This is a genomic window from Streptomyces sp. NPDC088553, from assembly GCF_044752965.1.
GTDB lineage: Bacteria > Actinomycetota > Actinomycetes > Streptomycetales > Streptomycetaceae > Streptomyces.
The window spans coordinates 1-12,960 of the sequence record NZ_JBIVMG010000003.1 but is presented as its reverse complement, the minus strand read 5'-3'; the positions used below and the strand labels follow the sequence as shown (position 1 = coordinate 12,960).

The following is a 12,960-nucleotide window of genomic DNA, read 5'->3' as shown; positions in this document are numbered from 1 at the left end:
GAGGGAGGGCCCGAACACGAGGTGTTCGGGCCCTCCCTCATGCAGGGAAGCGCCGCTCAGCCACTGCCCGACGGCAGGTTCTCCTTGATCTTGGCGATGGCGAAGCCCCAGCCCTGGGACACGGTCGGCTTGCCGGGTACGGCCACCTCGGCGGGGTTCGTCAGGACGTCGAGGAGCACCGGACCGGGAACGGCGAGGGCGCGGCGTACGGCCTCGTCCAGTTCTCCGGGCTCGGTGACGCGGATACCGGTCAGCCCGAGCGCTTCCGCCACGGCGGCGAAGTCGGGGTTGTCGAGAACCGTCCCGAACTCGGGAAGACCGGCCTGCTCCTGTTCGAGTTTGACCATGCCGAGCCGGCGGTTGTCGAAGACCACGAGCTTGACCGGAAGCCGCTCGGACCGGATGGTCAGGAGGTCCCCCAGCAGCATGCTCAGGCCGCCGTCGCCGCAGAAGGCCACGACCTGGCGGTCGGGTGCCCACAGCTGGGCGCCGATGGCCTGGGGCATGGCGTTGGCCATGGAGCCGAGGTTGTACGAGCCGATCAGCCGGCGGCTGCCGCGCATCCTGACGTGACGCGACAGCCAGACCGTGGCCATGCCGGTGTCGGAGGTGAAGATCGCGTCGTCGGCGGCGTGACGGTCCACCGCCGCCGCCAGTGCCTCCGGGCGGATCTCCTCGTCCCGGTTGTCGAACAGCGCCCGCATCCGCCCGAGGAGACGCTTGTCGTGGGCGGGGTCGGCGAGGTCCGCCTGGCCCTCCTGCCAGCGCAGGAAGCGCTCGCGTGCCTCGTCGAGGTGGGTCCGGGAGCCGATCGGGGTGAGCAGCGGCAGCAGGGCCCGCAGCGTCGCACCGACGTCCCCGGCCAGCCCCACGTCCACGGGGACCCGGCGGCCCAGGTGCTCCTCCCGGACGTCGATCTGCACGACCCGGCAGTCCGTCGGATACCAGTCGCGGTACGGGAAGTCGGTGCCCAGCAGGATGAGCGTGTCGCAGGTGTCCAGGGCGTGGGCCGCGGCCGGGTTGCCGATGAGGCCGGTCTGACCGACCTCGTACGGGTTGTCCTCCTCGTACCCCTCCTTGGCCTTGAGCGTGAGCACCATCGGCGCCGCGAGGAGCTCGGCGGCGCGCAGCACCTCCGCACGGGAGTCCCGGGCACCGCGCCCCACGAGGAGGGTGACCCGGGAGCCGGCGGCGATCGCCTCCGCCGCCTCTGCCAGCGCCGGGTCGTCGGGACGGGTCACGGCCGGGCGCGGCAGCGCGAACCTCGGCGGCCGGTCGTCCTCGACCTTCTGGTCGCCGAGGTCCCCGGGGACGGTCAGCACCGCCACGCCCCGGCGGGTCACGGCCGCTCGGACGGCGGACTCCAGCAGCCTCGGCATCTGGGCGGGGGAGGTCACGGTGGCCCGGTACACGGCCACGTCCCGGAACAGCAGGTCGTTGTCGACCTCCTGGAAGTAGTCGCCCCCCACCTCCGACAACGGCACCTGGCCGCAGATCGCCAGGACCGGGGCGCCGCTCTTGGCGGCGTCGTACAACCCGTTCAGGAGGTGGACCGAGCCGGGCCCCACGGTGCCCATGCAGACCCCGAGCTCGCCCGACAGCTGGGCGCGGGCGCCGGCGGCGAACGCCGCGGCCTCCTCGTGGCGGAAGCCGGTCCACTCGATGCCGTCCGTGGTCCGGATGGCATCGGTGAGGGGATTGAGAGCGTCGCCGACCACGCCGAAGACATGGCCGACGCCAAGGTCCGCGAGCCCGTCGACGATCACTTGGGCAACGGTACGAGTCATGGGGTCTCCTTTCAGAAGGACGACGACCGGGTCACCGGGGGGCGAACCGGTCGGGATGAGCCGCGTTCCAGTCGCCTGCCCACGAAGGCGGAACCGATGCCGAAGCGAGGAGCTGCCCCGCTTCGAGCGGTACGTACAGGTCGGCGTGGGACCGTACGGTGTCCGGTCCGACCCGGCGCAGCAGCATCCCCGGCGTCAGGCCGCCCGGCTCGTCGACGCCCATGGCGGCCATGATCTGCAGGGCGCTCTTGACCGTCGCCTCCTGGAAGCGCTGGACGCGGCGCGCCTTGTCGGCGACGTCGAGGGCCCGGGCGCGCCGGGGGTCCTGGGTGGCGACTCCGACCGGGCAGGTGTTGGTGTGGCAGCGCTGGGCCTGGACGCAGCCGAGGGCGAACATCATGGCCCGGGCCGAGTTGGTGTAGTCGGCCCCCTGGATCAGCCGCTTGACGATGTCGCCGCCGGTGGCGATCTTGCCGGAGGCGCCGATCCGGATCCGGTCGCGCAGTCCCGCGCCGACGAGGGACCGGTGGACCGTCGTCAGTCCCTGGGTGAGGGGGAGCCCCACGGTGTCCGCGAACTCCAACGGAGCGGCCCCGGTGCCGCCCTCGGCCCCGTCGACGACGATGAAGTCGGGTGTCACGTCCTCCTCCAGCATCGCCTTGCAGACGGCGAGGAACTCGCGGCGCGATCCGACGCACAGCTTGAACCCGACCGGCTTGCCTCCGGCCAGCTCCCGCATCCGGCCCACGAAGCGCACGAGCTCCCTCGGGGTCCGGTAGACACGGTGGTACGGCGGGGAGATCACGGTGCGGCCCACGGGGACGCCGCGGGTCGTGGCGATCTCCCGGCTGACCTTGGACCCGGGCAGCACGCCCCCGATGCCGGGCTTGGCGCCCTGGCTGATCTTCAGCAGGACGCAGGCGACCTGGTCGAAGGCGGCCTTCTCGGCGAACCTCCGTGGATCGAAGTCACCGTCCTCCGTGCGGCAGCCGAAGTATCCCGTGCCGATCTCCCAGACGAGGTCCCCACCGCCGGCCAGGTGGTGATCCGATATCCCGCCCTCGCCGGTGTCGTGGGCGAAGCCACCGCGTCGGGCGCCCTCGTTCAGGGCGCGGACCGCCCGGCCGGACAAGGAGCCGAAACTCATCGCGGACACGTTGAGCAGGGCCATGCCGTAGGGCCTGGTGCAGTCGGGGCCGCCGATCCGCACCCGGGGCGGTTCCTGGGACACGGGGCGCGGGGCCATGGAGGGGACCAGGTAGTCGGTGCCTGGCCGGTACAGCTCCAGCTCCGTGCCGAAGGGGTCCTCCGCGTCGGTTCCCTTGGCCCGTTCGTAGACGATGGAACGCGTGTCCCGGTCGAAGGGCGAGCCGTCGACGTTCCGTTCGACGAAGTACTGCTGCACCTCGGGACGGATCTTCTCCATCGCGAACCTCAGGTGCCCCAGGAGCGGGTAGTTGCGCAGGATCGAGTGGCGTCGCTGGACGATGTCGTACGACGCGACGGCGGCGAGCAGGAGCGCGGGGCCGGCCGCGCACCACCACCAGGGGGACGACAGGACGGCGAGGAGGCCGGTGGCGAGGGCGGCGACGGCCGGCAGGACCACGAGAAGAAGCGTCAGCATGCGGGCCGTCTGTCCAGGATCGACCGCGCCAAGCGCGCTGAGACAGCGGCACCCCACGCAGGAGCCCGGCAGACCCGGCGGTCCGCCCCGCGCGAGTCCTCCACCGGCGCGGCGCGGCCGGTCACGCCTGCCTCAGGCGGTGGGATCCCAGAGTCCGCCGGCCTCGTCACGGGCGAGGTGCTCGGCGTAGACGCCGACCTTCCAGGCGATCACGGTCCGGCACTCCTCCAGCGCCTGGATCTGTGCGTCGACGCGCTGGTGATGGGTGTCGAGCAGTCGCAGGCGTTCCGCCTCGTTGCCCGGACCGTTCCGCACCAGTTCGGCGAAGCGCTTGAGGTCGGCGAGCGGCATCCCGGACTCGCGGAGCCTGACGCAGATCAGCAGCCATTCGACGTCGGACGACGTGTAGCGGCGCCTGCCGCCCGACGTGCGCCGGACCGGTCCGACGAGCAGGCCCTCGCGCTCGTAGAAGCGCAGGGCGTGCACGCTCAGTCCGGTCCGTCCGGCCACCTCGCCGATGCTCAGCGACCGCACGGCAGCCTCGCTCGTCATCCTGCTCACTCCCGGACTTGATCTAGACCTCGCTCTAGATCGTAACGTCGGCGGCATGACTCTCACTGATCAGCAGCCGCTGGGCTCGCCCTTCTCCGCCGCCACCACCGCCGACGACATCGTGGCCGGCCGGGACCTCTCCGGCATGACCGCCGTGGTGACCGGGGGCTACTCCGGACTCGGTCTGGAGACCACCCTGGCGCTGACGTCGGCCGGAGTCCGGGTCATCGTTCCGGCCCGCCGCCCCCACGTCGCTCGTGCCGCCCTCCAGGGAGTGACGGGCTGCGAGGTCGTCTCCATGGATCTGACCGACCTCGCCGGCGTCCGCGCGGCCGCCGCGCACATCAGCGACATCGCCGGCCGGCTCGACCTCCTGATGGCCGTCGCCGGGGTCATGGCCACCCCGGAGCGGCGCGTCGGGCCCGGCTGGGAAGGCCAGTTCACCGCCAACCACTTCGGGCACTTCGTACTCGTCTGTGAGCTCTACCCGCTCCTGCGGGCCGCCGGCGGCGCGCGTGTCGTCGTGAACAGCTCCGCCGGGCACACCCTGACCGGGATCCGCTGGCACGACCCCTGCTTCCGTACCGGCTATGACAAGTGGCTGGCCTACGGCCAGTCGAAGACCGCCAACGCCCTGTTCGCCGTGCACCTGGACGCCCTCGGTCGCGACGAAGGGGTTCGCGCCTTCGCCCTTCACCCAGGCAAGATCATCACCGGACTCCAGCGCGAGATGGACCTCCAGGAACAGATCGACCGCGGCTGGGTGGACGGGCACGGCAACGTGATCGGCGAGGACTTCAAGACCCCTTCCCAGGGAGCCGCCACCGGCCTGTGGGCCGCCACGTCCCCGCTCCTCGACGGCCGCGGCGGCCTCTACCTGGAGGACTGCGACATCGCCCGCGTCTCCGCCCCCGACCAGCCCATGGACGACGGCGGCGTCCGCGCGTACGCCATCGACCCCGACGAGGCGGCACGCCTCTGGGACCTCTCCATCGCCGCGACGGGGGCCACGCCGGTCCTCCGGTGAGCCAGCGCCGCGGTTCCCAGGTGCCAGAGGAGGGCCACGCCGGTGATGCCCGCGGCGAGTGGACCACGACGACGCCGACGGTCGCGCCCAGATCGCTGCCCAGACCAGGGTGGTGGCGAGCGTGCGGGTCGCGAAGGGTGCCCGGGCCAGGGTGAGGGGGGTGAGGACGAGGGTGCAGGTGAGGACGCGTGCGGGGTCGTGGCGGAGGGGATCGGTGCCGAGGAAGGCGAGGGAGGTCACCGCCAGCAGTGCCGGCACGCGGCCCTGCGTGAGCGGACGCGGGCGGTCCGACAGCGCGGCTGCGGGAAGCGTCACCTCGGGGAGGCCGACGGCGATCCCGACGGCCGCGAGCAGGCCGGTCCCGGCGTTCCGGCGGTGCGACGGCGGCCGCGGTGCTGGAGGCGGCGGCGGTGATGACGCCCGCTCCCACGGCGGTCACGACGCGGGAGGCCATCGCCACCCCGTAACTCGTCCCCGACGCGGTGACGATGGTGCCGATCACGAACACGCCGAGGGCGATCAGAAGCGCGCCGACCGCATGTCCAGGGCACTGGTGAGGGCTCCCATGAGCGGCGCGGGCAGCGCCGGCGTCAGGGCGAAGACGGTCACCGACTGACCGGCCGCCGGGGTGGACACCTCCAGGTCGGCGGCGATGGAGGGGAGCAGGCCGGCGATGACGTAACCGTCGGTACCCACGGCGACGCTCGGGTCGGCGCAGGGGCAGGGAGCGCTGGGATGATCAGTCGAGCGGAAGCCCCTGCATCTGCGCGAAGGTACGGGCCCCCGAGCCGTGGAGCAGGGTGCCGTCACAGGCGGGCAGTTGGGCCCGTACCTTCTCCAGAAGCCTGGCATCCACATAGCCCACGGGGATGTCGCCCTTGTCGGTGAAGTCGTGGGTGTAGCGGCGGTCGTGATCCGTCCCCATGGCCAGCAGGCGCTTGCTGTCGAGGAGCACGCCGTAGTACAGCCTGTCGGAGTTCAGCTTGTCCACGGCGGAACAGAGCACGGGCACCTCCTCGCCGCGCTGCGGGTGGCAATCGGGCTTGGCCTGATTGCACAGTTCGGTGTCACCCACCTTGATCACCTTGCAGCTGCCCTCGGTCTCGTCCGCGCAGGTGACCGGCATGATGTTGAGCGGCGGGCTCACGGTGGGCCTGCTGTAGACACTGGCCCAGGCCGCGCTGACGGCTGTCCGGTGCACTTCGGGACGGGCGCACAGGTCGATGTCCGCCGTCCCTCCGAACTTGTCGTCCTGCACGGTCGCCGCGTGCTTGTCGGGGCAGTCCTGTGAGGCGCCCTCGCCGGTCGCGCGCCCGTCAGCCGTGCGCCCATCGGCCTTACTGCCCGCGGCCGTTGTTCCCGGGAGGGCCGGTTCCTTGTCCGCCGCGGATCCGCAGGCGGCGAGGGAGAGTGCCAGGAGCACTCCGAGGACGGGGGAGACGAAAAGACGGTGTGACACGAAAGCACCTCTTGTTCGGCGGGGGAATCATCCGCGTGCGGGCAGCGACGGGCACGCGGCCGTGCCGCAGCTCGTGGCTGTGGTGCCTCACGTGGCCGCGCTGTGGCACGGGGGCCGATGCTCGCAGGATCGGCTGCCCGAGGGCGTCGGTGGAACCACGTACTTGTCCACGTATTGGCTGCGCGGCCGGCCGCACGCACCCTGAACTACGGAGGGCATGTCAGGGAAACCACGGACTCGCGGCAACGAGACGGGTGGGAGAGTCACGAGTCGTGAGTCACGAGTCGGGGAGTCACGAGTCGTGGTCGGCTCGGTGAGCCGTACACATCACAGGCGGTCCGCATGCCGGCTGCCTTCAGGAGGGTGGACGCTGTGGCGCGAGCGGCGGGGGCATGGGCACGGAGGGTGGGTCTGACCGGAGCGGTGGTCAGCCTCGCGGTCGCGGGGTGGCTGATCTGGCTGCTCCCGGGACCCCACCTGGCGGCTGTCCTGGGGTTCGGCCCCGTGGACGGCGACCTGAGGATCGCCTCGTGCTACGAGGCCACCGACGCGCAGGGTTACTCGGACGGCACCAACTGCACAGGCACGTACACCCCGCGTGCGGCGGGCGAGCCCTCACGGCAGGTCACGCTGGACAAGGCCGCCACGACGCACAAGCCCGGCAGCACCGTGGAGGTGCGGATGGCGAGGGGCAGAGCCCATGAGCTGTCGGGCTACGCGCTGGGAACGTGGATCACCGTCACCGGGCTCATCCTCGGACCGTTCCTGGCCCTGTCGCTGTCGTTCCGCGCCAGCGCGCGGGAGCGCACATGGAGCCACAACGGCGACTACGCCCTGGTCTTCATCGCCGCCGAGGTCGTCGCGCTGGTCCTCGGAATCCTGGTGGGCATCGTCGTCTCGATCGCCATCGCCCTGTTCAGCCTGTTCGACTGAGGAGACGGGGGCCGCACGCCCCCCGCCCTCGGCGAGGGTCTCGTACGCGGAGTGTGTACGGCTCTCGAACGGCACTCCGTTCAACGTGGTAGACAATGCCGTGGAGTTCGGTAGAGGAGACACGCCCATCGGCACATCGGAAGATGCGGCCGCACCTCGGGACGGTGGGAGCCCCCTCGTCGGCCGCACGGCCGAACTGGGGCTGCTCGACACGGTGATCGACCGGCTGGGCCACGGTGCCCCGTCCTTCGTCGACATCACCGGCGCGGCAGGGATCGGCAAGAGCCGGCTGATGACGGAGTTCTGCCTCCACGCGCGGCGGCGAGGGCTGACAGTGCTGCGCGGCCGCGCGGCGGAGTACGAGCGGCACCTCCCGTTCCACCCGTTCGCCGACGCGTTCGCCGAGCTGGACCACCGTCCGCCGCCGGCCCACGACCTGCTGGACGCGATCTCCCGCGTCATCGGCGGCGGCCGTGGCGCCGGGCCGTCGGCCGAGCCGGTGCCCCTCACCGCCGACCGTTTCGGTCTCCATCGGTCCGTGGCCCGGCTGATGACGCAACTCGGCGGCGCCGGAGGCCTGATGGTGGCGCTGGACGACGTGCACTGGGCGGACCCGGCCTCCCTCGAGCTGCTGGATCACCTCGTCCGGCACCCCGTGCCCGGCCCGGTCGTCCTCGTCGTCGCCCGCCGCGACCGGCAGACGCCCACCGCGCTCACCGCGGCGCTCAGCCGCGAGACCGCCACCGGGACGGTCCTCCGGATCGGTCTGGCGCCGCTCACGGAAGAGGAGTGTGTCGAAGGGCTCGCCCCCGACCTGCCACGCGACCGGGCCGCACGGCTGTACGCGGCGGGGGAGGGCAACCCGCTCTACTTTCTCTCCCTCCTGCACGCGTACCGCGAGGGCGCCGCATGTCGCCGAACGACCTCCTCCACCTCCGCCGAGATCGACCTCGGCGAACTGCCCACCGGGCTGGGGGCGTTGCTGCTCAGCGAGTTGGCCCCGCTGACCCCGTCGCAGCGCCGGACCCTGGAGGTGATCGCCGTGCTCGGCGATCACGCCGCGCCCCCGATGATCGGGAGGGTGGCCGGCCGCACCGATGCCGAACTCGACGACGATCTGGACACGCTGGCGCGACGTGACCTCGTTCGGCCGGGCCCGGGCGGCCGCGTGGTGCTGCGCCACCCGGTGATCCGGAGCCTGGTCCACGAGTCCACCGCGGATCGGCGGCGTGCCGAGATCCATCACGCCGCGGCGGCCGAGCTGGCCCGCACCGGCGCTCCCGCCGTCGAGCAGGCCCGGCACATCGAACAGTCGGTGACCACGTGGGACCCGCGGGCGCACGCCGTACTCAAGCAGGCGGCCGAGCAGACGGCCGCGACGGCGCCCACGAGCTGCGCACACTGGCTCCGGACCGCCCTCCGACTGCTGCCCCACACGCCCGAACACGCCGCCGAGCGACGCGATCTGACGCTGCGGCGCGCCCGAGCACTCGGCGCCTCCGGCGGACTGAGCGAGAGCCGCGACCTGTTGCACGAGGTGATCAGCACGGTCGGTCCCGACGAGACCGAGGTCAGGACGTCGGCCGTCGTGCTGTGCGCCTTGACGGAACGGCACCTCGGAAGCTATCCCGAGGCGACCGCGCTGCTGCGCCGCGAGTTGCGCAGGCAGCCGGAGCCGTCACCGTCCGACCGCGTGGCGATCGGGATCGAACTGAGCTCGTCCGCACCGCACAACGCCTCCTATCCGCAGATGCGGAGCGAAGTCGCGCGAACCCTCGCGGACGCCCGATCCCTCGGCAACGAACGCGGCGAAGCGGGGGCACTGGCGGTCGCCGCGTTCGGCGAGGCATACGAGGGCGATGTGATCGCGGCGAGCGCGTACGCGGCACAGGCGGCCGGGGTGCTGGACGGCCTGCCGGACGGAGACCTCACGGCCCTGTGCGAACCGCTGGGCAGGCTGGGCTGGGCGGAGGCGTTCCTGGGCCGCTTCACCGACGCGGAACGTCACGCCGACCGCGGCCTCGGGATCGCCCGGCGCAGCGGACAGATCTACCTCCTTCCCCTCCTCCTGCTGTGCAAGGCACATGTACGGATCCAGACCTGCCGACTGCGGTCGGCCCGGGAACTGGCGGACGAAGCCGAGGACATCGCCCGCGGGATCGGCAGCGGCGAGCTGCTTGCCTTCGTCCTGGCCAACAAGGCCCAGGTACGTGTCGCGTCGTCCGCCCCCGGCGATCCGGAGGCACTGGCGGCTGCGGAGGAGGCCGTCGCGGCCATGGGACCGAGCGACAACTGGCGCGCCTCCATGGCCTGGTGCATGCTCGGCTACGCGGCGCTCACCGGCGGCGATCCGCACCGCGCCCGGGACGCCCTCCTCCGGGCCGGGGGAGACGACCTCCGTGGCCTGCAGCCCTCGATGCGCCCCCTCCTGATGGAACTCCTCGTCACGGCGGCCCTCTTCACCGGGGACGTCCCGACCGCGTCCGCGTGGTCCGAGCGAGCAGGAAGGGAAGCGGAGCGGCTCGGCCTGCGCGTGCAACGGGCCTCCGCGATGCGGAGCGCGGCACAGCTCGCCCTGCACCACGGCGACGCCGGCAGGGCGGCAACGCTGCTCTCGGAGGCGGCGACGGAGTGCGCCCGGTCCGGTGCGGTGTTCTGGGAGGCGCGGTCGCTGCTGCTCGCGGCCCCGGCGATGACGGCTGCCGGGTACGGAGCGCGCGGTGAGGCCATGTGGAAGCAGGGGCACCGGCTGGCCACCGCCGGAGGCGCGGGTCTGCTGGTCGGTCTGGCCGAGATGACGAGGCCGCCTGCCCCCCGTACGTCCTCCACCGTCCCGCCCTGGCTGGCCTCCTTGACGGCACGCGAACGGGAGATCGCCGACCTGGCGGCGGAAGGCCTCACGAACCAGGCGATCGCCACCAGGCTCTACCTCAGTCCGCGTACCGTCGAGACCCACCTCTCGCGGGTGTTCCGCAAGACGGACGTCGCCACACGGGCGGGTCTCGCCGCCTTGATGGCCCGTTCCTGACAGCGGGGAGCCGAGGCACGCATGACCTGAAGAATGGTTGAGGTCTTGCAGCCGCCGTGCTCTCGACGCACGCGCCCGTCGAATCGGGAGTCGGCGTGGGCGCGGACCCCCACTCCAGGCCGAGGGCTCCGTCCAGCGGCGCAGGTGCGGCCGCGGTGGTTCCGAGTGGGGGCGGCGGCGGTGCGGGGCCGCGGGGCGGATGGCAGGGTGGACGTACGGGACGTGGACCCTGAGGACGGGTAGGCGCCGATGTCGTCGGAGTACGAGCCGCTGCTGACCCTGGACGGGCGCGGGCGGGTGGTGGGCTGGAGCGAGGCCGCCGAGCGGCTGCTCGACCGTCGGGCGGCGGACGCGCTGGGACGGACCGTCGCCGCGTTCCTCGCAGCCGTGCCGGAGGACGGCCGCTGGCTTCTCGCACGTGTCCCCGACCGTCCGGAGGGACCCGCCTGGGGAGTGTGGCGGGCGGACCGCGACCTCGCGGCGCTCGACGAGGCCGTCCTGGACGCCGTCTTCACGCAGTCCTCCGTCGGGCTGCACGTCCTCGACCCGGAGTTCCGCCTGGTCCGGGCCAACTCGTACGCGCTCGGCGTGCGCGGCCCCTTCGAGGAGGACGTCGTCGGGCGGCCGGCGGCCGAGACCTACGACCGGGTGGGCATCCCCATCGACGAGGACATCCTCGGGGACGTGCTGCGCACCGGCAGACCGGCGCTGGACGTGCTGAAACGCTCCCACCCACCGGCCGACCCCCTGCGGGAACACATCTTCTCGGCCTCCGCCTACCGCCTCCACGACCGGACCGGGGAGCCCCTGGGGCTGGTGGTGACCGCGACGGACGTCACCGAGCGGGAGCGGGCACGGAAGAGACTCGACCTGCTCCACACCGTGCGTGAACGGATCGGCACCAGCCTGGACGTGGGCCGGACGGCCGCGGAGCTGGTCGACGCGACCGTTCCGGCGTTCGCCGACTCCGCCCTGGTCGCACTCACCGACGCCGTCATGCGGGGAAGGAGCCTCGACCTGCCGCCTCGTGCCTCCGCCCCGCTGCTGCGCTGCGCCGCCACCGGAGGCGAGGACACCGAACTGCCGCACCAGGGAGCCCTGCTGCTCCCCGGGCTGTTCGGCGAGGAGCTCCCGACGGCGCCGGCCTTGGCGCCGCCCCCGCCCGGGGGCCCCGACGGGCCGCGGATCGTGGCACCCCTCACCGTACGGGGGCAGTTCCTGGGGGTGGTGGACTTCCGGCGCGAGCCGGGGGCGGAGCCTTACACGTACGACGACCTCGTCCTCGCCGGCGGCGTCGCCGCACGAACCGCGACCTGCTTGGAGAACGCCCTCCGCTTCACCCGCGAGCACATCGTCATGACGGCGCTCCAGAACAGGCCGCTGCGGCAGGAGGACTCGACCCGACGGGCGGTCGAGGTGGCCCAGCGCCACCGGCCGGGCGGCAGCGGAGCGGGGTCCTGGCTCGACGTGATCTCGTTGCCCGGCGCCCGGGTGGGCCTGGTCGTCGGACAGGTCGAGCGGACCGGCCTCAGCGCGGTCGCGACGATGAGCCGACTGCGGACCGCCGTGTACAGCCTGGCCATGCTCGATCCCGACCCGCACGAACTCCTCGCGCGGCTCCACGCCACCACGCTGCGGCTCACCCAGGAGGCGAGCCCGATGGCCGGGGCCGAGGAGACCACGGCGAGCTGTACGTATGTGGTGCACGATCCGGTCAGCGGACGGATCGACGCGGCGGCCGCCGGCGGATCCCTGTTCGCCGTCGTCCGGCCCGACGGTTCGGTGGACATGGACCCGCTGGGCCGTACTCCTCTGCTGGGGGCCGAAGGGCCCCCGTTCGCCTGCACCACGCAGGTGCTGCCGGAAGGGAGCATCCTGTGTCTCGCGTCGGCGCCCACGGCGGACGGGCAGGGGCCGACGACGGAGCGGCTGGTGGCCGCGCTGGGCCACCCGGGGCAGGGACCGGAGGAGACGGCTGACGCCGTGGAGCCGCTGCTCGCGCGGGACCGCGTGCTGCTCGTCGCGAGGACGCTCCGCCTGCCCGAGAGCGAGCTGGACGAGTGGCCCGTCCTTCCCGACCCCTCGTCCGTCGGCCCCGCCCGTCGGCACGTCGACGAGTACCTCAGCCGGTGGGGCGTGGCCGTCGACACCTTCGCGGTGTCGATCGTCGTCAGTGAGCTCGTGACGAACGCCATCCGCTACGGAGCGGCACCGATCACCCTGCGGCTGATCAGGGGCGAGCGCACGCTGATCTGCGAGGTGAACGACAGCGCCCCGACCGCTCCTCATCTACGCCATGCCAAGGCCGTGGACGAAGGCGGGCGGGGCCTCCAGATCTGTGGCTCCCTGGCCGACAGCTGGGGTGTCAGGTACATCGGCGAGGGCAAGACCCTCTGGGCCGAATTCGCCACCGAGGGGCGGGGCCCCGGCCATGATCCGCCGGACAGGCCCTAGGTGTATTGACCCGCAGCGTTGTTGACGCGGCTGATGGGCGGGTGTCCGTCGAGTGCGGTGTGGCAGCGGTGGTGGTTGTAGGTGTGGAGGAAGTCT

At 72.4% G+C, this 12,960-nt stretch carries 9 protein-coding genes and 1 pseudogene; 4 read left to right on the top strand and 6 right to left on the bottom strand.

Annotated features, from left to right (window positions below; genetic code table 11):
• Positions 1-56: 56 nt before the first annotated feature.
• From ACIP8Z_RS09455 to ACIP8Z_RS09445, 3 genes are all read right to left on the bottom strand, one after another.
• Positions 57-1,787, bottom strand: coding sequence for a thiamine pyrophosphate-dependent enzyme (locus tag ACIP8Z_RS09455; protein WP_402080889.1), 1,731 nt, complete (start codon positions 1,785-1,787; stop codon positions 57-59).
• Between the two features lie 31 nt (positions 1,788-1,818).
• Positions 1,819-3,411, bottom strand: coding sequence for an FMN-binding glutamate synthase family protein (locus ACIP8Z_RS09450; protein WP_402080886.1), 1,593 nt, complete (start codon positions 3,409-3,411; stop codon positions 1,819-1,821).
• A 132-nt stretch (positions 3,412-3,543) separates the two neighbouring features.
• On the bottom strand, positions 3,544-3,963 hold the full coding sequence (locus tag ACIP8Z_RS09445; protein WP_402080883.1) for a MerR family transcriptional regulator: 420 nt from the start codon (positions 3,961-3,963) through the stop codon (positions 3,544-3,546).
• Positions 3,964-4,018: 55 nt separating this feature from the next.
• Here ACIP8Z_RS09445 and ACIP8Z_RS09440 point away from each other — a divergent pair, with 55 nt between their 5' ends.
• Positions 4,019-4,990 (top strand): SDR family NAD(P)-dependent oxidoreductase, encoded by a 972-nt coding sequence (locus ACIP8Z_RS09440; protein WP_402080881.1) that lies wholly within the window; start codon positions 4,019-4,021, stop codon positions 4,988-4,990.
• Positions 4,991-5,509: 519 nt separating this feature from the next.
• On the opposite strand, the gene ACIP8Z_RS09435 is transcribed toward ACIP8Z_RS09440, so the two are convergent.
• Both ACIP8Z_RS09435 and ACIP8Z_RS09430 read right to left on the bottom strand, forming a co-directional pair.
• The gene (locus tag ACIP8Z_RS09435; RefSeq protein ID WP_402080879.1) at positions 5,510-5,686 is read right to left on the bottom strand and encodes a hypothetical protein; all 177 of its coding nucleotides are present in this window, start codon (positions 5,684-5,686) and stop codon (positions 5,510-5,512) included.
• 43 nt (positions 5,687-5,729) lie between these two features.
• On the bottom strand, positions 5,730-6,449 hold the full coding sequence (locus ACIP8Z_RS09430; RefSeq protein WP_402080876.1) for a hypothetical protein: 720 nt from the start codon (positions 6,447-6,449) through the stop codon (positions 5,730-5,732).
• A 405-nt stretch (positions 6,450-6,854) separates the two neighbouring features.
• Here ACIP8Z_RS09430 and ACIP8Z_RS09425 point away from each other — a divergent pair, with 405 nt between their 5' ends.
• From ACIP8Z_RS09425 to ACIP8Z_RS09415, 3 genes are all read left to right on the top strand, one after another.
• Positions 6,855-7,382, top strand: coding sequence for a hypothetical protein (locus ACIP8Z_RS09425; RefSeq protein WP_402080874.1), 528 nt, complete (start codon positions 6,855-6,857; stop codon positions 7,380-7,382).
• Positions 7,383-7,482: 100 nt separating this feature from the next.
• Positions 7,483-10,410: an AAA family ATPase gene (locus tag ACIP8Z_RS09420; RefSeq protein WP_402080872.1), complete on the top strand. Its 2,928-nt coding sequence runs from the start codon at positions 7,483-7,485 to the stop codon at positions 10,408-10,410.
• Between the two features lie 249 nt (positions 10,411-10,659).
• Complete coding sequence (locus ACIP8Z_RS09415; protein ID WP_402080870.1) at positions 10,660-12,864, top strand: SpoIIE family protein phosphatase; 2,205 nt, start codon at positions 10,660-10,662, stop codon at positions 12,862-12,864.
• Here the strand turns inward: ACIP8Z_RS09415 and ACIP8Z_RS09410 are convergent.
• Positions 12,861-12,960 (bottom strand): annotated as a pseudogene (locus ACIP8Z_RS09410) (IS481 family transposase); the annotation flags it as partial. The gene ACIP8Z_RS09415 and the pseudogene ACIP8Z_RS09410 overlap by 4 nt on opposite strands.